Annotated in this window: 19 protein-coding genes; 11 read left to right on the top strand and 8 right to left on the bottom strand. The window is 63.3% G+C overall.

What is annotated here, in order from left to right:
• Positions 1-183 precede the first annotated feature (183 nt).
• Both nosP and nahK read left to right on the top strand, forming a co-directional pair.
• A complete protein-coding gene (gene nosP / locus BLQ55_RS21395) occupies positions 184-1,347 on the top strand; it encodes a nitric oxide-sensing protein NosP (protein ID WP_092256808.1) in 1,164 nt (387 codons plus the stop codon).
• Positions 1,277-3,919, top strand: a complete 2,643-nt coding sequence (nahK, locus tag BLQ55_RS21400) for a hybrid sensor histidine kinase/response regulator NahK/ErcS' (RefSeq protein ID WP_256326633.1) — start codon at positions 1,277-1,279, stop codon at positions 3,917-3,919. Before nosP ends, nahK begins: the two co-directional genes overlap by 71 nt.
• Positions 3,920-4,097: 178 nt before the next feature.
• Here the strand turns inward: nahK and BLQ55_RS21405 are convergent, their stop codons facing one another.
• The 6 genes from BLQ55_RS21405 to BLQ55_RS21430 form a co-directional block, all read right to left on the bottom strand.
• Positions 4,098-4,763, bottom strand: a complete 666-nt coding sequence (locus BLQ55_RS21405) for a response regulator transcription factor (RefSeq protein ID WP_072405723.1) — start codon at positions 4,761-4,763, stop codon at positions 4,098-4,100.
• 60 nt (positions 4,764-4,823) lie between these two features.
• Positions 4,824-5,357 (bottom strand): PQQ-dependent catabolism-associated CXXCW motif protein, encoded by a 534-nt coding sequence (locus BLQ55_RS21410; protein ID WP_092200596.1) that lies wholly within the window; start codon positions 5,355-5,357, stop codon positions 4,824-4,826.
• 251 nt (positions 5,358-5,608) lie between these two features.
• A complete protein-coding gene (locus tag BLQ55_RS21415) occupies positions 5,609-6,400 on the bottom strand; it encodes an ABC transporter permease (RefSeq protein ID WP_092256811.1) in 792 nt (263 codons plus the stop codon).
• Positions 6,397-7,128: an ABC transporter ATP-binding protein gene (locus BLQ55_RS21420; RefSeq protein WP_092200602.1), complete on the bottom strand. Its 732-nt coding sequence runs from the start codon at positions 7,126-7,128 to the stop codon at positions 6,397-6,399. Before BLQ55_RS21420 ends, BLQ55_RS21415 begins: the two co-directional genes overlap by 4 nt.
• The gene (locus tag BLQ55_RS21425; RefSeq protein ID WP_092256813.1) at positions 7,125-8,114 is read right to left on the bottom strand and encodes a YVTN family beta-propeller repeat protein; all 990 of its coding nucleotides are present in this window, start codon (positions 8,112-8,114) and stop codon (positions 7,125-7,127) included. The genes BLQ55_RS21420 and BLQ55_RS21425 overlap by 4 nt, the downstream gene beginning before the upstream one ends.
• A gap of 27 nt (positions 8,115-8,141) precedes the next feature.
• Positions 8,142-9,308, bottom strand: a complete 1,167-nt coding sequence (locus BLQ55_RS21430; protein WP_092256815.1) for an ABC transporter substrate-binding protein — start codon at positions 9,306-9,308, stop codon at positions 8,142-8,144.
• A 377-nt stretch (positions 9,309-9,685) separates the two neighbouring features.
• On the opposite strand from BLQ55_RS21430, the gene BLQ55_RS21440 reads away from it, so the two are divergent.
• Positions 9,686-10,960, top strand: coding sequence for a HAMP domain-containing sensor histidine kinase (locus BLQ55_RS21440; protein WP_092256821.1), 1,275 nt, complete (start codon positions 9,686-9,688; stop codon positions 10,958-10,960).
• Positions 10,938-11,576 carry a response regulator gene (locus tag BLQ55_RS21445; RefSeq protein WP_092200617.1) on the top strand — a complete coding sequence of 213 codons (639 nt, stop codon included), beginning with the start codon at positions 10,938-10,940 and terminating at the stop codon, positions 11,574-11,576. The genes BLQ55_RS21440 and BLQ55_RS21445 overlap by 23 nt, the downstream gene beginning before the upstream one ends.
• Positions 11,577-11,766: 190 nt before the next feature.
• Here BLQ55_RS21445 and BLQ55_RS21450 read toward each other — a convergent pair whose 3' ends face one another.
• Both BLQ55_RS21450 and exaA read right to left on the bottom strand, forming a co-directional pair.
• A complete protein-coding gene (locus BLQ55_RS21450) occupies positions 11,767-12,411 on the bottom strand; it encodes a pentapeptide repeat-containing protein (protein WP_092256824.1) in 645 nt (214 codons plus the stop codon).
• 243 nt (positions 12,412-12,654) lie between these two features.
• Positions 12,655-14,520 (bottom strand): quinoprotein ethanol dehydrogenase, encoded by a 1,866-nt coding sequence (exaA, locus tag BLQ55_RS21455; RefSeq protein ID WP_092256826.1) that lies wholly within the window; start codon positions 14,518-14,520, stop codon positions 12,655-12,657.
• Between the two features lie 253 nt (positions 14,521-14,773).
• On the opposite strand from exaA, the gene pedF reads away from it, so the two are divergent.
• From pedF to pqqA, 7 genes are all read left to right on the top strand, one after another.
• Positions 14,774-15,235: a cytochrome c-550 PedF gene (gene pedF, locus BLQ55_RS21460; RefSeq protein ID WP_092200626.1), complete on the top strand. Its 462-nt coding sequence runs from the start codon at positions 14,774-14,776 to the stop codon at positions 15,233-15,235.
• A 5-nt stretch (positions 15,236-15,240) separates the two neighbouring features.
• Positions 15,241-16,116 carry a substrate-binding periplasmic protein gene (locus tag BLQ55_RS21465; RefSeq protein ID WP_092256829.1) on the top strand — a complete coding sequence of 292 codons (876 nt, stop codon included), beginning with the start codon at positions 15,241-15,243 and terminating at the stop codon, positions 16,114-16,116.
• Positions 16,117-16,126: 10 nt separating this feature from the next.
• Positions 16,127-16,897 carry a quinoprotein dehydrogenase-associated SoxYZ-like carrier gene (locus BLQ55_RS21470; RefSeq protein ID WP_092256832.1) on the top strand — a complete coding sequence of 257 codons (771 nt, stop codon included), beginning with the start codon at positions 16,127-16,129 and terminating at the stop codon, positions 16,895-16,897.
• Between the two features lie 16 nt (positions 16,898-16,913).
• The gene (locus tag BLQ55_RS21475) at positions 16,914-17,852 is read left to right on the top strand and encodes a quinoprotein relay system zinc metallohydrolase 1 (protein ID WP_092256834.1); all 939 of its coding nucleotides are present in this window, start codon (positions 16,914-16,916) and stop codon (positions 17,850-17,852) included.
• Between the two features lie 305 nt (positions 17,853-18,157).
• Complete coding sequence (locus BLQ55_RS21480; protein WP_092256837.1) at positions 18,158-19,933, top strand: PQQ-dependent methanol/ethanol family dehydrogenase; 1,776 nt, start codon at positions 18,158-18,160, stop codon at positions 19,931-19,933.
• Between the two features lie 268 nt (positions 19,934-20,201).
• On the top strand, positions 20,202-21,722 hold the full coding sequence (locus tag BLQ55_RS21485; protein WP_060742591.1) for an acetaldehyde dehydrogenase ExaC: 1,521 nt from the start codon (positions 20,202-20,204) through the stop codon (positions 21,720-21,722).
• 278 nt (positions 21,723-22,000) lie between these two features.
• Positions 22,001-22,072 carry a pyrroloquinoline quinone precursor peptide PqqA gene (gene pqqA / locus BLQ55_RS21490; RefSeq protein WP_003243383.1) on the top strand — a complete coding sequence of 24 codons (72 nt, stop codon included), beginning with the start codon at positions 22,001-22,003 and terminating at the stop codon, positions 22,070-22,072.
• The last annotated feature ends 118 nt before the right edge of the window (positions 22,073-22,190 follow it).

Consider the following 22,190-nt stretch of genomic DNA (forward strand, 5'->3'; position numbering starts at 1 on the left):
GATGCCGATTGGGCGCCAATGGGCACTGATGCCCGTGCACCGAACCGCTCTTTTGGTGGCGAGGGAGCTTGTGGAAGCGTTCTCATCCCATGGAAGCGTCCACCCGCTACCCAAGTAGCATTCGTGGAGCCGGCGCGGCTTCGTACACTCAGGGCTCCTATCACGCACCCGCCGGAGGCGACGATGCAGCAGGCCCAGAGCGAAGGTGTGGTGAGCGCCATGTCCCAGGCGAGCGACGTCCAGCAGGTGGCCCAGGCACTGGCGCGGCAGTTGTTGCACCCGCACCTGGGGTTCGTGCTGTTTTTCTGTTCCGCCGAATACGACTTGCCGGCCCTGGGCCAGGCACTGTCCCAGAGTTTCGGCGGGATTCGCCTGGTGGGCTGTACCAGCGCCGGGGAAATCACCCCCCAGGGTTACGGTCGCAACTGTGTGACGGCAGTGGGTTTCGATCATCGGCACTTTTCCATTGCCGCCGAGCTGATCGGGGAAATGGAACACTTCAGCCTGATCGACGCCCAGCAAATGGTCGAGCGCCTGGCCAGCGGTTGTCGCAGCAACGCCTTGGCGCCGATCAAGGGGCATAGTTTCGCCTTGACCCTGCTCGATGGCTTGTCCAGCCGCGAGGAAATGGTGCTGGCGGCCTTGAGCGCCGCCCTGGGGGATATCCCGCATTTCGGCGGTTCGGCCGGCGATGACAACTACCTGACCCACACCCACGTCTACTTCGAAGGCCAATTCCACAGCGGCGCGGCCGTGGTGGTGCTGATCAACACTTGGCTGGAATTCGAAGTCTTCACTACCCACCACATCCTGCCCCGCCAGGAAAAGCTGGTGGTGACCGGTGCGGACAGCGCCTCGCGACGGGTCTATGAGCTCAACGCCGAACCCGCCGCCGAGGAATATGCCCGGCACATTGGCGTGCCGGTGAGCGCGCTCGATTACCGGGTGTTCGCCGCCCATCCCTTGGCCGTGCGCGTCAATGACCAGTACTACGTGCGGGCGATCCAGCAGGTGCACCCGGACTTGAGCCTGAGTTTCTACTGTGCGGTGGAGAACGGCATTGTCCTCACCGCGATGACTCCCGGTCCCTTGCTGCACAACCTGCAAACGCTGTTCGACGGTTTGCAGGCGCGCCTCGGCGACTTGTTGCTGACCATCGGCTGCGATTGCTTCCTCCGGCGCCTGGAGTCGGAAGATCGTGGCGGCCTGGAGCAGATCGGCCAGTTCTTGCGGGAACAACGGGTGATGGGGTTCAACACCTATGGAGAACAGTTCAATGGCATGCACATCAACCAGACGTTCACCGGAGTTGCCATTGCCCGACATCGCGTCCCCGGCCATCGCTGACCTGCAGGCCCAGCTCGCCAGCCTGCAGCACGAAAACCGCAAATTGCGGCGCATCAACGAGGCGCTGATCGAGCGGGTGGAGTCTGGCGTCACCCGGGGCAACGACCCCTACGCGGCGTTCCAACACTCGGTGGTGCTGGCCGAGCAGGTGCGTGAGCGCACCGATGCCTTGAACCAGGCCATGGCCGAACTCAAGGCTGGCAATCACTTGCTGGGCGAGGCGCGGCTGCGGGCGGAAACCGCCCATCGACACCTGATCGACGCCATCGAAAGCATCTCCGACGCGTTTGTGCTGTTCGACGAGCAACAACGCATCGTCCTGTTCAATAGCCGTTTCAAGGCCTTCTGGGCCAACAGCCGGGTGCGGATTATCGCCGGCATGCGCCTGTCCGAGGTCAAGCGCCTGATGACCGCCAACGGGCTGTTCAGCGAAGAACCCCGGGGCCAGGCCGACGAGCACGTGCTGTATCGCTTGCAGAACGGGCGTTGGCTGCAAGTCAGCGAGCGGCCGACCCAGGAAGGCGGGCGGGTGATCCTGTTTACCGACATCACCGACGTCAAGCTCAGCGAAACCGTGCGCCGCGAGCAGGCCATCGCGCAGAAATCCCATCTGTTGCAGCGGGCGGTGGACAACCTGTCCCAGGGCGTGGCGATGGTCAACGCCCAAGGTGTGCTGGAGCTGTGGAACCGGCGCTTCCTCGAGCTCAGCGGCCTGGCGCCGGTGGCGGCCCACCGGCCGTTCAACGAAGTGATTGCCGACAGTGAGTTGCAACTGCTGACCCCGGCCAGCCGCGACAGCAACGGCCGGCTGATCCACGAATGCGAGCAACGCCTGTCCGATGGCCGGGTGCTGGAGATTCGCACGCATCCGTTGCCCACCGGCGGTTACGTCAACACCTTCACCGACATCACCGAGCGCTACCAGCACGCCGAGGCACTGAGCGAAAGCGAGCGCTGGATCCGCCTGATCACCGACCATGTGCCGGCGCTGATCGCCTACCTCAACGCCGACCTGGTCTACGAGTTCACCAATAAGGTCTACGAGCAATGGTATTGCTGGCCCCGTGGCGTGATGCTCGGCCAGAGCCTGCGCGAAGCCCATAGCGAGCAACATTACCAGCGCCTGGAAGCCTACGTGGCACGGGCATTGGCGGGTGAGAGCGTGACGTTCGAATTCGCCGAGACCAACATCAACAACCAGGAGCGTTACATGCTGCGCTCCTACGTGCCGAACCGTTTGGCCAATGGCGAAGTGGTCGGGATTTTCGTGTTGATCCGCGACATCACTGAACGCCGCCGCACCGCCGAAGCCTTGCACCAGGCTTACCAGAACCTGGAACAGCGGGTCCAGGAACGCACCGCCGAACTGACCACGCTCAATGACCAGTTGCTGCGCGAAATCGACGAGCGCAGCCGGGTGGAATTGCGCTTGCGCGAAGCCAAGCGCGAGGCCGAGCAGGCCAACCTGTCCAAGACCAAATTCCTCGCGGCGGTCAGCCATGACCTGCTGCAACCGCTCAACGCTGCCCGGTTGTTCACCAGTGCCTTGCTTGAGCGCCGCGAGCCGGTGGCCAACGCGCAACTGGTGCGCAACGTCAGCAATTCGCTGCAGGACGTGGAGAACCTGTTGGGCACCCTGGTGGACATCTCCAAGCTGGACGCCGGGGTGATCAAGGCCGATGTCGCGCCGTTCGGCCTCAGTGAGTTGCTGGACAACCTGGCCGCCGAATACGCCCAGATCGCCCGCAGCGAAGGGTTGGAACTGCACTTTGTCGGCTGTTCGGTGCTGGTGCGCAGCGACATGCAATTGCTCGCGCGGATCCTGCGTAACCTGCTGAGCAATGCCATTCGCTACACCCCCAGCGGGCGGGTGGTGCTGGGCTGTCGCCGACATCGCCAGCGGGTGTCGATCCAGGTCTGGGACAGCGGCATCGGCATCGCCGAGAACCGCCTGGAGGAAATATTCCAGGAGTTCAAGCGCGGCGACGTGCAGCGCCCGAACCAGGACCGTGGGTTGGGCCTGGGCCTGGCGATTGTCGAGAAAATTGCCGGGATCCTCGGACACCGGATCCAGGTGCGCTCCTGGCCGGGCAAGGGCTCGATGTTCGCCATCGACGTGCCGCTGAGTGCCACCGCGCCCAAGCCGCTGCCGTGCCTGGACATGAGCGAGCCCATGCTCGAACGACTGCGCGGGGCACGGGTCTGGGTGCTGGACAACGATGCGGCGATCTGCGCCGGCATGCGCACCTTGCTGGAAGGCTGGGGGTGTCGGGTGGTGACCGCGCTGTCGGAACAGGACCTGGCCCGCCAGGTGGACAACTACCACGCCGAGGCGGACCTGCTGATCGCCGACTACCACCTGGACCACGATCAGAACGGCGTCGATGCCGTGGCCCGGATCAACGCCCGCCGGGCCTCACCGATCCCGGCCATGATGATCACCGCCAACTACAGCAACGAACTCAAGCAGCAGATCCGCGAGCGCGGGCACACCCTGATGCACAAGCCGGTGCGGCCGATGAAGCTCAAGATTGCGATGAGTCATCTGTTGGGCCAGCTCCCGAACCATTGAGCCGGACACCGTTTGTGGCGAGGGGATTTATCCCCGTTGGGCTGCGAAGCAGCCCCAGGACCTGTCAGACGTACTAAATTGTCAGGTTTTAGGGCCGCTTCGCGCCCCAGCGGGGATAAATCCCCTCGCCACAGGAAAGTGTTAACCATGTCCCCCGGTCCAAACAGGGGGGACCGGTTCAACGCCGCAAATAAGCCCCGAAATCAATGTCCCCGGCACTGAGGATCGCCTGCACCCGGTTGTGCACATTGAGCTTGCGCAGGATCGCCGAGACGTGGGCCTTGACCGTGGTTTCGGCGATGTCCAGGGTGTAGGCGATCTGCTTGTTCGACTCGCCCTTGGTCATGCGTTCGAGCACCAGCAGTTGCTTGCGGGTCAGGGCCTGGAGCAATTCCGGCGGGAACGCCGGGGTTTCGTTCAGGCGCCGACCCACCGGGCTCTTTTGCGTGCGGATGATGTCCGGCGGCAGGTACACGTTGCCGTTGAGGATCTGCTCGATGGCGTCAGTCATCTGTGAGCGTGGCGAGGATTTGGTGATAAAGCCCACCGCGCCATAGGTGATGGCCTGCAGCACCACTTGCTTGTCCTGCTCGGCGGAGACGATGACCACGGGAATGGTCGGTGCTTCGTTGCGCAGGTTGATCAGGCCATTGAGCCCGTGCATGCCGGGCATGTTCAGGTCCAGCAGGATCAGGTCCAGGTCATCGTGCTCGGCGGTCAATGCCAGGGCACTGTCCAGGTCGGCGGTTTCCATGACCTCGCTGCCAGGAAAACCGTCGCTGATGACGTTGTGGATGGCTTCGCGAAACAGTGGGTGATCGTCGGCTATCAGGATTTTATACATGGCCATTCACCTCGTTATTGTCGTGTGGGGCAGGGCAGTTGCGCGCATTTCTTTGCAAAATCAGGGAAAGGGTTCGGGGTGGGCGGCCTGCAGGGGCAGGTTGGCCGCCTCCCAGGCATCGAGGCCATCGCGATACCAGTACACTTGCTTATAGCCCATGGCAGCGGCGCGTTTTACCGCGTTCCAGCTCAACCAGCAATCGGCGCGGCAATAAAAGACCAGTGGTAGATCCAGCCGCCCGCCGGTGGCCGTGCGCAGGTGATGGCTGAAGTAGTCCTGCCAGGTCGGGTCGAGATCGCCATCACCGGTATTGGCCAGCCACAGGCTGCCGGGGAGGTTGGCGTGGGGCTCGTTGTCGATGAAACGCCCTTGGACCCACGGACGACGATAAACGTCGATCAGCAGCGGGGGCGAGGCTTGGCCGAGCAGGCGTTGCAGGGCCTGGGTGTCGAGGGTCTGGGCGCCGTCGACGGTGGCGGGCGTGGGGCTGCGGTATTGGGCGATGCGGTAGCCCTGCGCTGAAAACAGCGCGGTCTCGGCCTGGGCGACATTCAACGCCAGGCCCAGCAAGAGGATCGCCAGCAAACGGGGCATAGGATTTATCCTTTTTGTTATGCGCCCATTACATGCCAGGGTCGAGGTCTTGTGAATGCGACCATAGACAGGAAAACCGGTACTAAAGTAGTAATTTCAGCCATGGGGCCCTGCTCAGAACCCTTGTGGGAGCGAGCTTGCTCGCGATAGCGGTGTGTCAGTCAACATCATTGCTGAATGATCCGCCGCTGTCGCGAGCAAGCTCGCTCCCACAGGTTTTCCACCCATAGGGATATTGGGATAGGGCAGGATCAACTGGCCTTGCGCAACGCCGCATGCTGCGGATTGAAGGTCCACACCGCCAGCAGCGCAAACACCAGGGTCAACCCCACGCATACCGCCATCGCCAGGAGGTTGAACTGCTCATACAAGGCAAACCGCACCAATTCCACGCCATGGGTGAACGGGCTCACCGCGCAGAGCCAATACAGCCAGGGGCTGGCTTCCTGCATTTTCCACAGTGGGTACAGCGCCGAGGACAGAAAGAACATCGGGAAGATCACGAAATTCATCACCCCGGCAAAGTTCTCCAGTTGCCGGATGGCGTTGGACAACAACAAGCCCAGGGCGCTGAGCATCAGGGCCACCAGTAGCAAGGCTGGCAAGGCCAGCAGCAGGCCCATGGTCGGTGGCTGGATGCCGTACAGCCAGGCGATGGCGAGAAAGGCATAAACCTGTAGCAGTGAGATCAGCGAGGTCGCCAGCAACTTGCTCGCCAGCAGGAAAGCCCGGGGCAGGGGGCTGGTGAGCAGAACGCGCATGCTGCCCATTTCCCGGTCGTAGACCATCGACAGCGAGCCCTGCATGCCGTTGAACAACAGGATCATGCAGGCCAGCCCCGGCACGATGTACACCTCGTAGGGAATGTAGGTGTCATAGGGGGCGATGATGGCGATGCCGAGCGCCGCGCGAAAGCCGGCGGCGAACACCAGCAGCCACAACAGTGGCCGGACCAGGGCGCTGAGCAGCCGGGTGCGTTGCAGCACGAAGCGCAGCCATTCGCGCACCACGATGCCGCTGAAACAGTGCCAATACGCGTTCATGGCCGGGCTCCCGAGGCGGTCAAATGGGTGAAGGCCGAACCGAGGGAGCCACCATGTTCCAGGCTCACCGCGTCGGCCTGGCCGCTGGCGACCAGGCGGCCCTGGTGCACGATCAACAGATCGTCGCTGGGTTGCACTTCGTCCAGCAGGTGAGTGGTCCAGAGCACGCTGATGCCCTGTTCGCTGCACAGTTGCCGAATGTGCAGGCCGAGGGCAAGACGGCTGGCCGGATCGAGGCCGACGCTGGGTTCGTCCAGCAACAACAGGCGCGGCTCATGGAGCAGGGCGCGGGCGATTTCCACCCGGCGTCGATGCCCGCCATTGAGGTCGCGTACCCGCTCGTGGCGGCGCTCGGTCAGGTGCTGGCGGGTCAGTTCGGCATCGATGCGGGCGCTGCCTTGGCGCCGCGAAAAACCATGCAGCGCCAGGTGATAGCGCAGGTTCTGTTCGATGCTCAGGTCCAGGTCCAGGGTGCTTTGTTGGAACACCACGCCCAACTGGCGCAAGGCCGGTCGTGGTGACTTGTGCAGGGAGTGGCCGCCGACGCGGATATCGCCGCGTTGCAGGTCGTACAGGCGCGTGAGCAGGGCGATCAGCGTCGACTTGCCGGCGCCGTTGGGCCCCAGCAGCGCGGCGAAACGGCCGACGGGCAGGCTGAAATTCATCTGCCTGAGGGCTTCGCGCGGGCCATAGGCAAAGCTCAGGTCACTGACCTCCAGGGCATTCATGGCGTGACCACCACGCCCCAAGGGTAGCGCCCGACTTTCACCGACTTCAGGACTTTGCGGCTCTCTACATCGATCACCGAGACATCGCCACTGACGCCATTGGTCGCCAGCAGTCGCTTCTGGTCCGGAGTGAACGCCAGTTGCCAGACCCGTCGGCCCACCAGCAGGTAGTCCAGCACTTCGAAGGTCTTGGCGTCGATCACGGCCACATGGTTGGCCGGGCCCAGGGCGACGAACGCCAGCTTGCCGTCGGCGCTGAGCTTGATGCCCACCGGCTGCACCTTGTCCGGATGCACGCCCTTGATCTGGAACGCCAGGGTCTTGAGCACCTGGCGCGTGGCGACGTCGAGCACGGTCAGGGTGCCGCCGATCTCCGCCGAGGCCCAGAGCTGCGTTCCGTCGCGATTGAACTCGACGAAACGTGGCCGTTGGTCCACCAGGGTGTTGTCGGCCAGGGTCTGGGTGCTGGTGTCGATCCAGTGCAGCATGTTCGTGGTTTCACTGGTGTTGACCGCCCACTTGCCGTCGGGGCTGACGGCCATGCCTTCGGGCTCGACACCCACGCCGATCTGGCCCAGCACTTCGGAAGTCTGGGTGTCGATCACCGTGACCAGGGCATCGTCTTCGTTGGAGACATACAGCCAGCGGTCGTTGGGGTGCAGGGCGAACTGCTCCGGGTCCTTGCCGGAGGGTAGTTCCTTGATGATCTTGCGGGTGGCGACGTCCATCACCTGGACCCGGTCCGAGTCGCTGGCGCAGATGTAGAGCAGGCGATTGTCATGGGACAGCAACAGGCCGCGGGGGCGCTGGCCCACGGGCAAGGTCTCGATGACTTCCAGGCTCTGCATGTCGATCAGGCTCAGGCTGTTGTCTTTTTCGTTGGAGACCCAGGCGATGCTGGCAGCGGCGGGACCGGCAGCCAGCAGAACAGCACCCAGGGCAAGGACTTGGCAGAGCAGGGCCGGTTTGAACAACGGGCGGCGCATGGCGGTTTTCCTTATTGTTGTCATCGATCAGGGGTAACGGCAGCTCACTTCGGGCCGGTCATAGCCCAGGCTGTCCATTTCATTGGAGGGGTGCAGAAAACCGTCCTGGGGCGAGGTGCTGACCAGTGCACGGGGCTGGACCAGGGGAATCGGTTGGCGTAGTTGGCCATTCCATGGCCGGTAGCTGAGCTTGCGTCCCTTGAAGCCGTCCAGGGGCAATTGGTCGCTGAGGGCCAGTTGGCGGATGGCGAACGGGTCGGTCTGACGCAGTTTGCTCACCGCGCTGGCAACGCTGCGCACGGCGATCCAGGCCGCGAAGTCGCGGTCGTTCATCCAGCGTCCGGCGAGGGCTTCGAAGCGTTTTTGCAACTGCGCCGCGCCGTAGGTTTCCACGGTTTTGTGCCAACCGGTGGGGGTCAGCCCCTGGGTGCCGGCCACCGGGCGTGGGTACCAGGTCTGGTAGGGCAGGTATTCGCCGAAGTCGCCGCGCTCGTCGGCCACCAGCACCACGTCATACTCGGCGGTCTGGGTGAACAGCGGCATGTCGGCCTGGGCGCTGCGGCGCTGGTCGTTGTCGAACTGCCAGGCTTTCTCGGCGACGATCTTCATGCCGAAGCGTTTCATGGCCCGGCGCAATGCGGCGGCATAGGCCTGGTCCTCGGGTGTCTGGCCGACGATCAGCAGGGCCCGCTGCCATTTGCGCACCACGCTGAACTGCACCAGGGCATCGGCGAGCATGGCGCGGTCGGGCAGGCTGTGCAGCACGTTGCCCAGGCAGTCGGTGGTGCGCAGGCTGTCGTCGGGGCTGCCGGCGTTGAACAGCAGGCTGTCGGGCAGGACGGCGCTGAGATCGCGCAGGCTGGTGGCCGGTGCATTGATCACGAACAGCCGCAGGCCTTGGTCGTGTTGGGCGCGGGCGGCCTGGAGCAGGGCTTCGGGACTGTCGACGCTGGCGCTTTCCAGGCGATAGTCGTGCTGGAGGAAACGCCCGGTGCTGTTGCTGTCGACGATCGCCAGCTCAGCGCCGCGCAACCCGGCATCGGCCGGTTCGGCAATGACGTTGGACAGCAGCGGGCCCGGGTCGGGGCGATAACCCAGGTAACCGATGCGCACTTGCAGCGGCGTGGCATCGCCCGCGTGAGCGGTCGCCGCTGCCAGCAGAAAAACCAGGGCGTAACTGACGAGCCGGCGCATGACGTCCTCCATTGCGGGTAGCGCCAGCATAGGAAGGCTATGGCCCTGGGGAAATATGCAGAAAGTACCGCCGGGGCAGTACCAAGGTAGTAACTCGCCTCAGAAGCCGGGGTTTTAGGATGCAAGGCATTGTCATTGCCCAGGAAGGGACAGACCATGCGGACTCTCAAGACCCTGCTGCTGATATTGCTGCTGATCCTGAGTTTGATCGGGGTGGATCGTCCCCAACCCTGGAACTCCTCAAGCCCTCCTGTGGGAGCGAGCTTGCTCGCGATAGCGGTGGTTCAGTCGGCCTCGGTATCGGCTGTGCCGTCGTCATCGCGAGCAAGCTCGCTCCCACAGGGTGGGGGTATCCATTCAGGGTTGGAACGCTAGCCATGTCAGCCCTCTGGCGCATCAACCTCTGGGTGTCAGCCTTCTTCGCCCTGGTCACCCTGGCCTGTGGCGTCCTGCTGTTGCACCAGGCCATGGCCGATGTGAAGCGAGAATTGCAATCGGCCGAGTCGGTGGTGCACTACCTGCGGGAAACCGCCGAGCGCGACCCGGCCAGTCTCCAGCCGCGGTTGACCGGCAGCCTGCGTCATGTGCGGGTCCGTTGGCTGGCCCCTGGGGAACGGTTCCCCGCGGATGAAAACGGGATGAAAGCCTGGCTCGGCGGCCAGCTACTGGACGGGGGCCCCGCGGCCCAGGTGGTGGAATTGCCTGACGGTCGGCGGGCCTGGATTGCCGTCGATCCGCGGGACGAAATCGATGAGATTCTCGATTCGTTGGTGCAACTGTTGTATGTCTGCGCCTTAGCGCTGTCGCTCAGCCTGTTGGTGATTCGCTGGGCGGTACGCCGGGGCATGGGTTTGCTCGATGAATTGCTCCAGGCACTGCGTCAGGTGTCTGCCGGGAACCTGCAGGTGCGCCTGGGCACTGAAGGTGTGCCGGAAGCGCAGCAACTGGCGGGGCATTTCAATCGCATGACCGCCGCCCTGGCCGAGGCCCAGGCCGATAACGCCCGGCTCACCCAGGCCTTGCTGGCCGTGCAGGAACAGGAGCGCACCCGGCTGGCCCAGACCCTGCACGACGACCTGGGCCAATACGTGGCCGGCATTCGTGCCCGCGCCTGCCTGTTGCGCCTGGTGATGGATCAACCGCCGGCGCTGGAGCAGACCGTCAGCCAGCTCGAAGACCATTGCGAGCATTTGCAACAGGGGTTCCGGGCGCTGGTGCATGACTTGTACCCGGTGGTGTTGCAGCACCTGCCGTTATGCGAGGCCATTGAGCTATTGGCCGGGCAATGGCAGGCCAGCCAGGGCATCGCCTGTCAGCTGCGGATCGACGAAGCCTTGCCGCCTATGTCCGGATCGGACAAGACCCATCTGTATCGCTTGTTGCAGGAAGCACTCACCAACGTTGTCCGGCATGCCGGTGCCACGCAGGTAAGGATTCGTCTGCAACATCGCGCCGGACGCCTGCGTTTGCTGGTGCGCGACAACGGCCGCGGTGCGACGCAACCATTGCGCGCCGGTGTAGGTTTGCACTCGATGTCCGAGCGGGCCCACAGCCTGGGTGGGGAGTTGCGCATCATCAGCCAGCCTGGCGCCGGTTGGGCGCTGGCCTTGAATATGCCTTGGAGGCGTGATGAACATTTTGTTGGTGGATGACCATGCGGTGGTTCGGCAGGGCTACGCCAGCCTGTTGCGGGTGCTGATGCCAGACCTGCAGGTCCGCGAAGCGGCCACGGGTGAGGAGGCGCTGAGCCTGGTGCAGGAGCAGGTGCCGCACCTGGTGATCATGGACTTTGGCCTGCCTGGTATCAGTGGTCTGGAAACCACCCGCCGGCTGCGCCAGCGCCTGCCGCAATTGCGGGTGTTGTTCTTCAGCATGCACGACGAATTGCCGCTGGTGCGCCAGGCATTGGACGCTGGCGCCGCGGGCTACCTGACCAAGAACTCGGCGCCCCAGGTGCTGGTGGAAGCGGTACGCCGGGTGCTGGCCGGCCATGCCTACATCGAACAGTCCCTGGCCACGCAACTGGCCTGCGCCAGCTCCCGGCAGGATGTCGACCCACGCCTGCAATGCATGACCCAGCGGGAGCTGGAGATCTTCGTCATGCTTGCCAAGGGCACGCCGGCGCGCACCATTGCCGAACAGCTATGCATCAGCGCCAAGACCGTGTCCAACCACCTGACGTTGCTCAAGAGCAAGTTGCAGGTCAGCTCCCATGCCGAACTGGTGCACTTGGGGATTGACCTTGGGGTGGTGCGGGTGGCGGGATGAATATCTGATTTGACATGCCGACCACTTGTGGCAAGGGAACTTGCTTTCGCCCTGTAGGAGCTGACGAGCCGAGCGAGGCTGCGATCTTTCCCCAGCCGCTTGAGTCCCAAGCGAACGATCAAAAGATCGCAGGCTTCGCCAGCTCCTACAGAGCCCAGCAGGAGCAAGGTTGTATGTGTATCCGCAGACTTCACTGATCCCAGGAAGTCGGGCAACCGGTGCAGCCTTCCATATTCGCATCTTGGAAATTTCCATAGTGCTGGCGGGAGCCGCTCAGGTTGGCCTGTTCCAGGTTGCTTTCGCCGAGCTTGGCCTCCTGCAGGTTGGCGTCGCGCAGGTCGGCGCCCTTGAGGTCGGCCTTGCTCAGCCAGGCCATTTCCAGGTCAGCGGCCTGCAGGTTGGCACCCTGCAGGCGCGCGCCGGACAAGCGGGCGAACTGAAGGTAGGCGGCGGTCAGGTCGGCACGTTGGAATTGCGTGCCTTGGGCGAACAGCCCCCAGCCCTGGATCGCCTTGAGCGTGGCGCCGCTGAAGTCCGCCAGGCGCAGGTTGCTTTGTTGCAGGCTGGCGCGGGTCAGGTTGGCGCCCTGCAGCTGGGCTTTCTCAAGGTTGGCCAGGTCCAGCCGCGCGTGCCGCAGGTCGGCGTCGCGCAGGTCGGCACCGATGAGGTTCATTTTGCGCAAGTCCTGGTTCGCCAGTTTTGCGCCACGCAGGTTGGCGCCGGGGCATTGGCTGGCTTCGGCGATGACGCAGCCGTTGATGGTCAGCGGTGTTTCGGTCTCGTCGGCGTTGGCATGGACGCCGATGAACAGAAGCAGCAGAGGCAGAAGTCTCATGACAGTAAACTCGGTTGGCTGTGGAAGTCTGCTCGCGATAGCGGTGGGACATTCAACATCACCGCTAACTGGTCCATCGCTTTCGCGAGCAAGCCCGCTCCCACATTTGATCTCGTTGGACACAGATGCTGTGCACGCCATACAACCCCTGTGGGAGCGGGCTTGCTCGCGAAGGCGTCGGCACATTCAACATCACTGCCAACTGAACCACCGCCATCGCGAGCAGGCTCGCTCCCACAAGGTTTATTGGCGGGCCACCTTGTTATCCCAACTCGGAATCTTGAACACCCAGAACGACCCGCCCTGGGCCACGGGCTTGGTCAGCTCGGCCATGTCGCCGCCCCACAACGGTACGGCACCGCCGTAGCCGACGGTCACGCCGATGTACTGCTCGCCGTCCTGTTCCCAGGTGATGGGCGGGGAGACGATGCCGCTGCCGGTCTGGAACTTCCACAGCTCTTTACCGGTTTTCGCATCAAAGGCCTTGAAGAATCCGTCGCCAGTGCCGGTGAACACCAGGTTGCCCTTGGTCGCCAGCACGCCGGCCCACAGCGGCAGCGGTTCCTTGTGCTCCCACACCACCTTGCCGGTGGTGGGGTTCATCGCCCGCAGGCTGCCGACGTGATCGTCATACATGCGCTTGATACGAAAGCCCATGCCCAGGTAGGCCGAGCCTTTCTTGTAGTTCACCTCTTCGGTCCAGTACTCCTCTTTCCACTGGTTGCCGGGGACGTAGAACAGGCCGGTGTCCTGGCTGTAGGCCATGGGGTTCCAGTTCTTGCCGCCGAGGAACGGAGGCGAGACTTCCACCGGCTTGCCCTTGGTTTCGCCGGGCAGTGGCTTGGCCGGACGCTGGCCAGGGTTTTCCACCGGGCGGCCGGTCTTCAGGTCGATGTGGCTGGCCCAGGTGATGTTGTCGACGAAGGGGAAGGCGTTCTGCAGCTTGCCGTTGTTGCGGTCCACCACGTAGAAGAAGCCGTTGCGGTCGGCGTGGGCGGTGGCCTTGACCACCTTGCCGGCCTTGTCCTTGTAGTCGAACAGCACCAGCTCGTTGTTGCCGGAGAAGTCCCAGGCGTCGTTGGGCGTGTGTTGGTAGAACCACTTCACCTCGCCTGTGCTTGGGTCGACCCCCACTTGGCCGGAGGTGTAGAGGCTGTCGTAATCGTGGGGGTTGCCGTCCTTGGCCGTGCGCGCCCAGGTGTTCCAAGGGCCGGGGTTGCCCGCGCCGACGATGATGGTGTTGGTCTCGGCGTCGAAACTGGCGCTCTGCCAAGGTGCGCCGCCGCCATGACTCCAGGCTTCGACCTTGCCGGTTTCAGTGGTCTTGTCGTCGGGCCAGGAGGGCGCCTTGACGTCGCCGGTCGGGGTGCTGTCCTTGCCGTTGAGGCGCCCCATGTGGCCTTCGACGAACGGGCGCATCCAGACTTCTTCGCCGGTTTCCGGGTCGCGGGCGAACAACTGCCCGACCACACCGAATTCGTCGCCGGAGCTGCCGTGGATCAGCAGCACCTTGCCGCTGGTCTTGTCCTTGATCAGCACCGGGGCGCCGGTCATGGTGTAGCCGCCGGCGTGGTCGCCGAATTTCTTGTTCCACACCACCTTGCCGGTGTTTTTATCCAGGGCGACCACCCGCGCGTCCAGGGTGCCGAAGTAGATCTTGTCACCATAGATCGCCGCGCCGCGGTTGACCACATCGCAGCATGGGCGAATGTTGTCCGGCAGCCGGTGGTTGTAGGTCCACAGGCGCTTGCCGGTCCTGGCGTCGAGGGCGAATACCCGCGAATACGAGCCGGTGACGTAGACCACGCCGTCGCTGACGATGGCCTGGGACTCCTGGCCGCGCTGCTTTTCGTCACCGAATGAGTAGGACCAGGCCGGCGTCAGCTTGAAGACGTTCTTGTCATTGACCTGGGCCAGCGGGCTCCAGCGTTGGGCGTTGGTGCCCATGCCGTACTGCAGCACGTCCTGGGTGGTCAGGTGGTCGTTGGCAATGTCTTCCCAACTGACCCCTGGCTCTGCGGCGCTGGCCAAGGGGCTCAGCGACAGACTGCCGGCCAGCAGCAAGGCAACGGTCAGGGCGGAGAGGGCGGGTAGCGTTTTTATTCTCATGGTGGCAGTTCCCAGTGAAGGTTTTGGCCTGACTAGGTTGGGTCGCGCCGGTGCCTGGCCGATACGGAAAAAATCCCGCCCTTGCCGGGAAGACTTCCCGAACCGCCTGTCTTTGCGACTTGCGTCGGATGGCCTGCTACCAAGGGACTAGACCCCGGCCACCAAAGCAGCATTCGGCTGGCGCCCCAGGGTTCCTAAGATGACGGCACGGCTTCTTAACAGAGGCCTTGCGTGCAATCCAGAGGGCATAACAATGACAACAAAACGCAACGCCATCATCGCTACCGCATTGCTGATGGGGCTGATCGGCGCAGGCTCCGCATGGGCCCACGGCAACGTAGTGCCCCAGGCAGTGGAAACCAAGGGACTGACTCCGATCAAAGACACCGGAGTGGCCGTGGACGGCGACGGCTGGGCGACGGTAAACCCCTATCGCACGTCGTCCGAGCATGATCGGGCCGTGGAAATCGGCGCCTCGGCCTACAACCAGAACTGCGCCGCGTGCCACGGCCTGGAAGCCAAGTCCGGTGGGATCGCCCCGGACCTGCGCATGTTGGACGCCGCCGAAGCCGGAGACGAATGGTTCGTCGAGCGCGTACGCCATGGCGCGGTGCGCGACGGTCGGGTCTACATGCCGAAAATGGCTGATTACCTGAGCCAGGAAGCCTTGTGGGCGGTGCGCACTTATCTTGACAGCGTGCACGTCGAGGAGTGATCGCCATGCGCTGGTTCGCCTGGGTAATCTGCTGCGTGTTGCTGGGTGCCCAGGCGGTTCAGGCCCAGGTGCGCAGTTATGACCAGATGATTGCCGCCGGGGAACTGAAGGTGGCGGTCTACAAGGACTTCGCCCCCTACAGCTTCGAAGACCAGGGCCAGCCCAGGGGCGTCGACGTCGAACTGGCCGAGGCCTTGGCCAAGGCCCTGGGCGTGCGTCTGAAGCTGATGTGGGCGCCGCCTGGCGAGAAGCTCGATGACGATCTGCGTGATTACATCTGGCGCAGCAGCCCGCTGCATGACCGGCAACTGGCCGACTTGATGATGCGTGTGCCGTACGATCACGACTACGTGCAAAAGCGCAACGACGTCGGTGAGTTGGAAAACGCCCAGGTGGTGATGTTCGGGCCTTATCAGCAGGAGTGCTGGCAGGTGGCGTACGACCGTCGCCGGCTGGATTCGGTGGGCAGCGTCGCGGTGTTCCAGCAGCACCCTATCGGGGTGGAAGTCGACAGCGTGCCGTCGTTCTACCTGACTTCGGTGTTCAACGGCATGCTCAGCGCCAAGACCCGCCATTACCCTGGTGTCGGCCAGGCCTTCAAGGCCATGCAGGCTGGCGAGGTCGACGCGGTCATGGCCATGCGCGGGGAAATCGACTGGCAAGTGCATGAGGCGGCCGATCCGCAACTGGCACTGGCGGAGAATGCCTATCCGAACATGGGCAAGCAACGCTGGGAAATCGGCATGGCGGTGCATGAAAGCAACCGTCAGTTGGCCTATGCCGTGGAAGAGGCGCTGGAAGGCTTGATCCGCGATGGCAGCGTCAAGGCTGTCTACGCCCATTACGGCCTGCGCTACGAAGTGCCCGAGATGTACCAATAGGAGCACAGGGATGAAATGGCGTGCTTATCGCTTGGGCTGTTGCCTGCTGTGGTGCGGCCTGTCGTTGATGGCCCAGGCGGCGGTCGAGCCCGGCAAGGATCCGGTGCCCTCGGTGATGTGGGCTTTCTACCATAAGCAACTGTTGGGTGATGCGCCATTCGTGTTCGATGACCAGGTGCGGTTGCTGGCGCCGCCCTTCGCCGAGGATGCGCGCCAGGTGCCGCTGGAAATCGATGCCCGGGCCTTCGCCGGCGACGTCGTGCGGGTGCTGGCCTGGGCCGAATTGAATCCGTTACCGAAAATCGTCGACTTCCAACCGGGGGAGCGGGTGCTGCCCTGGCTGTCGATCCGTATTCGCATCGAACAGGCCACGCCACTGCGGGCCGCCGTGCAGACCCGGGACGGTCTGTGGCACGTTGGCTCGACCCTGATCGACGCGGCCGGGGGCGGCTGTACCGCGCCCAGCGTGGTGCGTACCCAGCCAGGCTGGGAAGAGCACCTTGGCGAAGTCCTGGGGCGGCGTTTTCCCCGTGGCGACACCAGCCGCCTGCGCGTGCAGGTGGCCCATCCGATGGATAACGGCCTGGTGAGCGGCATCCCCGAATTCTTCCTCAACCAGGCCCAACTGCTGGACGCCGACGGCCAGGTGCTGGCGCGCCTGGAGCTGTTTCCGGCGGTCAGCGAAAACCCCAACCTGGGCTTCGATATCCAAGGCCCCGGGCAGACCCGCCTGTTGCTGCGCGACAACAGCGGCAACGCGTTCGAGGCGGCGATCCCCTGACCACAAGGAGCGCGCCATGCGTTGGTTGCTGCTGATTGTCATGTGCCTGAACGGGCCAGCCTGGGCCGGTACGGACTACTCACTCAAGCCCCGGCAGATCGCCGAAGGCACCTGGCTGCTGGAAGGCAGCACCGAGAACTTTGCCAAGGCCAACGGCGGCAATATCGTCAATACCGGCTTCATCGTCACCGATGCCGGTGTGGTGGTGATCGACACCGGGCCGTCGAAGCGCTACGGCGAGGCGCTGCGCCAGGCCATTGCGGCGACCACCGATAAGCCGGTCATCCAGGTCTTGCTGACCCACCATCACCCTGACCACGTATTGGGCAACCAGGCGTTCAGCGAGGTGCCCATCGGTGCCTTGGCCGGGACCACGGACTTGCTGCGGCAGCAGGGCGATGCCATGGCGGAAAACATGTACCGCCTGGTGGGCGACTGGATGCGCGGCACCGAGGTGGTGCTGCCCACCCAAGTGTTGACGCCCGGTGTGCTCAAGGTGGGCAATCACGGGTTGCGACTGCTGCAACTGGCCGGGCATACCGGGGCCGACCTGGCAATCCTCGACGAAACCACCGGCGTATTGTTTGCCGGCGACCTGGTGTTCTACGAACGGGCCTTGACCACCCCTAACAGCCCGGGGCTGGAGGTCTGGCTCAAAGACCTGGACACCCTGCAAGCCTTGCCCTGGAAGCAGATCGTGCCCGGCCATGGCCCCGTGGCGACTGACGCCCGACCTTTTGCGCAGATGCGCGATTACCTGGGCTGGCTCGACCAACTGATGCGCGACGGCGCGGCCCGGGGCGACGACATGGCCGAGATGATCCGCAGCCCCATCCCCGAGCGCTTCGCCGGAATCAGCCTGAGTCGGTATGAGTTGATCCGTAGCGTCAGTCATCTCTATCCACGTTATGAGCGGGCGGGGATGAAACGGGTGGATGCTCATGACCCAGGCTGAAGACACACCCCTGTGGCGAGGGGATTTATCCCCGCTGGGCTGCGCAAGCAGCCCCATGAGCCAGTCCAGTCACCCTGATCGTCAGCAGAAGATAAAGGGCCGCTTCGCGCCCCAACGGGGATAAATCCCCTCGCCACAAATGGGCCCGTCGCAGGAAATGTGGACACAGGCAACGGCCCCACATGTACCAAGGAACTAGAAAACTCAACACAGCGGGCAATTGTTGCCAGCGGCCCTGGGGCCAAGAATCTGCGACAGACCGGGAAAATTTCCCGGGTATAACAAAAACCGCAGAGGTAGCCGTCATGAGTCATCCCGCACGTCGCCAACCCTTCGCCGTGAGCCTGCTGCTCAGTGCCATGCTGCTGTCCGGTTCGGCCCTTGCAGCCGTGACCGATCAGGAAATTCTCCAGGATCCGAAGAACCCCGAGCAGATTGTCACCAATGGCCTGGGCGTCCAGGGCCAGCGCTACAGCCCGCTCGACACACTCAACGTCAGCAACGTCAAGGACCTGCGTCCGGTCTGGGCGTTCTCCTTCGGCGGTGAAAAGCAGCGCGGCCAGCAGGCCCAGCCGATGATCAAGGACGGGGTGATGTACCTCACCGGTTCCTATTCGCGGGTGTTTGCCGTGGATGCGCGCACCGGTAAGAAACTGTGGCAGTACGACGCGCGCTTGCCCGATGACATCCGCCCTTGCTGCGACGTGATCAACCGCGGCGTGGCCTTGTATGGGGACCTGGTGTTCTTTGGCACCCTCGACGCCAAGCTGGTGGCCTTGAACAAGGACACCGGCAAGGTGGTGTGGAGCAAGAAGGTCGCCGACCACAAGGAAGGCTATTCCATCAGTGCCGCTCCGCTGATCGTCAACGGCAAGCTGATCACTGGTGTGGCCGGTGGCGAGTTCGGCGTGGTGGGCCAGATCAGTGCCTATGATCCGAAGAATGGCGAACTGCTGTGGACCCGTCCGACCGTGGAAGGCCACATGGGTTACGTCTACAAGGACGGCAAGGCGGTCGAGAACGGTATCTCCGGTGGCGAGGCGGGCAAGACCTGGCCGGGCGATCTGTGGAAAACCGGCGGTGCGGCGCCTTGGCTGGGCGGCTACTACGACCCGGAAACCAACCTGTTGCTGTTTGGCACCGGCAACCCGGCGCCGTGGAACTCCCACCTGCGTCCTGGCGACAACCTCTATTCCTCCTCGCGTCTGGCCTTGAACCCGGACGACGGCACCATCAAATGGCACTTCCAGAGCACGCCCCACGACGGCTGGGACTATGACGGCGTCAACGAGCTGATCTCGTTCAACTACAAGGAAGGCGGCAAGGACATCAAGGCCGCGGCCACCGCCGACCGTAACGGCTTCTTCTACGTGCTCGACCGCACCAACGGCAAATTCATCCGTGGCTTCCCGTTTGTCGACAAGATCACCTGGGCCACCGGCCTGGACAAGGACGGCCGGCCGATCTACAACGAGGCCAGCCGTCCGGGTGCGCCGGGCAGCGAAGCCAAGGGCAGTTCGGTGTTCGTGGCACCGGCGTTCCTCGGCGCGAAAAACTGGATGCCCATGGCCTACAACCAGGACACTGGCCTGTTCTACGTGCCGTCCAACGAATGGGGCATGGACATCTGGAACGAAGGCATCGCCTACAAGAAAGGCGCGGCGTTCCTCGGTGCTGGCTTCACCATCAAGCCGCTGAACGAGGATTACATCGGCGTGCTGCGGGCCATCGATCCGAAGACCGGCAAGGAAGTCTGGCGGCACAAGAATTATGCGCCGCTGTGGGGCGGGGTGCTGACCACCAAGGGCAACTTGGTCTTCACCGGCACGCCTGAAGGCTTCCTGCAGGCCTTCAACGCCAAGACCGGGGAAAAGGTCTGGGAATTCCAGACCGGCTCCGGTGTGCTTGGCTCGCCCATCACCTGGGAAATGGACGGCGAGCAATACGTCTCCGTGGTTTCCGGCTGGGGCGGGGCGGTGCCGCTGTGGGGCGGCGAAGTGGCCAAGCGTGTGAAAGACTTCAACCAGGGCGGCATGCTCTGGACCTTCAAGTTGCCCAAAGAACTTGTCGCCAAGCGCTGAGCCAACCTTGGCAAATAGCGAACCTGTGGGAGCGAGCTTGCTCGCGATAGCGGTCAATCGGGCACCCTCCATGCTGGAGATGCCGACCTCATCGCGAGCAAGCTCGCTCCCACAAAAAAGCCCGGCTCATCCTCGGATCGCAGCAAAACCTACGACCAAATAACGAGAGTCCCCCCTGCCAACGACGCATTCGTCCGGCCGGCGGGGCTCTCTACCATCGGCCTATCGCTTGTCCCGTGACAGGCATCGACCAGGCAGAGGCCCCATCATGATCTATGCACAACCCGGAACCCCAGGCGCCGTCGTTTCCTTCAAGCCGCGCTATGGCAATTTCATCGGCGGCGAGTTCGTCGCGCCGGTCAACGGCGAGTACTTCACCAACACGTCCCCGGTCAATGGCGAAGTCATTGCCGAATTCCCGCGCTCCAGCGCCGCCGACATCGACAAGGCCCTGGATGCCGCCCATGCCGCCGCTGACGCTTGGGGCAAGACCTCGGTGCAGGACCGTTCCCTGGTGCTGTTGAAAATCGCCGACCGCATCGAGCAGCACCTGGAAGTCCTCGCTGTTGCAGAAACCTGGGACAACGGCAAGGCTGTACGCGAAACCCTCAATGCCGACGTGCCGCTGTCGGCCGACCATTTCCGTTATTTCGCCGGCTGCATTCGCGCCCAGGAGGGCGGGGCCGCCGAGATCAACGAACTGACCACGGCCTATCACTTCCACGAACCGCTGGGCGTGGTCGGGCAGATCATCCCGTGGAACTTCCCGCTGCTGATGGCCGCCTGGAAACTTGCCCCGGCCCTGGCCGCGGGTAACTGCATCGTGCTCAAGCCGGCGGAGCAGACGCCGCTGTCGATCACTGTGTTCATCGAACTGATCGCCGACCTGCTGCCACCTGGCGTGTTGAACATTGTCCATGGTTTCGGCCGCGAAGCCGGCGAAGCCCTGGCCACCAGCAAGCGCATCGCCAAGATCGCCTTCACCGGTTCCACCCCGGTGGGCTCGCACATCATGAAATGCGCCGCCGAGAACATCATCCCGTCCACCGTGGAGCTGGGCGGCAAGTCGCCGAACATCTTCTTCGAAGACATCATGCAGGCCGAGCCCGCCTTCATCGAAAAGGCTGCCGAAGGGCTGGTACTGGCGTTCTTCAACCAGGGCGAAGTCTGCACCTGCCCGTCTCGGGCGCTCGTGCAAGAGTCGATCTATGCGCCGTTCATGGCCGAGGTGATGAAGAAAATCGCCAAGATCAAGCGTGGCAACCCACTGGATACCGAGACCATGGTCGGTGCCCAGGCTTCGCAGCAGCAATACGACAAGATCCTTTCCTACCTGGAGATCGCCCGGGAAGAGGGGGCCGAATTGTTGACCGGTGGTGCGGCCGAGCACCTGGAAGGTGACTTGTCGAGCGGCTACTACATCCAGCCGACCCTGCTCAAGGGCCACAACAAAATGCGCGTGTTCCAGGAAGAGATCTTCGGCCCGGTGGTGGGTGTGACCACCTTCAAGGACGAAGCCGAAGCCCTGGCGATCGCCAACGACACTGAGTTCGGCCTCGGCGCCGGCCTGTGGACCCGCGACATCAACCGCGCCTACCGCATGGGCCGGGCGATCAAGGCCGGTCGCGTCTGGACCAACTGCTACCACCTGTACCCGGCCCATGCCGCGTTCGGTGGCTACAAGAAGTCCGGCGTGGGGCGTGAAACCCACAAGATGATGCTCGACCACTATCAGCAGACCAAGAACCTGCTGGTGAGCTACGACATCAATCCGTTGGGGTTCTTCTAACCCGATAACACAGCACTACATCCTGTGGGAGCCAGCTTGCTGTGGGAGCAAGGCTCGCCCGCGATACAGACGACTCGGTCAAGCGGTCAAGCCGAGGCGACTAATCGCGAGCCAGCTTTGCTCCCACAGTAAGCTTGCTCCCACAATGGGTTTTGTAGCTCTCCTGAATTGCTACCAACGCACCCCACCCACCGCTTCGAAAGTAGCATTCGAGCCCCAGGCGTGGCGTGCATTAATGACCTTGCCGGAATGGCCCGGTACAAGAAGAGGAAAGACCCATGTGGACTAAACCCGCGTACACCGACCTGCGTATCGGCTTTGAAGTGACGATGTACTTCGCCAACCGATGAGTGCTGGCCCGGCCTGGAACATTCAGGCCGGGCTACCCATTGGTCTGATTGCATTCACAGCGGGATGCTTTAGGCTCAAGGTATCCCCTGACAATAACAACAGGCTTACCAATGAGCC

The organism is Pseudomonas sp. NFACC13-1, assembly GCF_900104425.1.
In the GTDB taxonomy this organism is placed as follows: domain Bacteria; phylum Pseudomonadota; class Gammaproteobacteria; order Pseudomonadales; family Pseudomonadaceae; genus Aquipseudomonas; species Aquipseudomonas fluorescens_AA.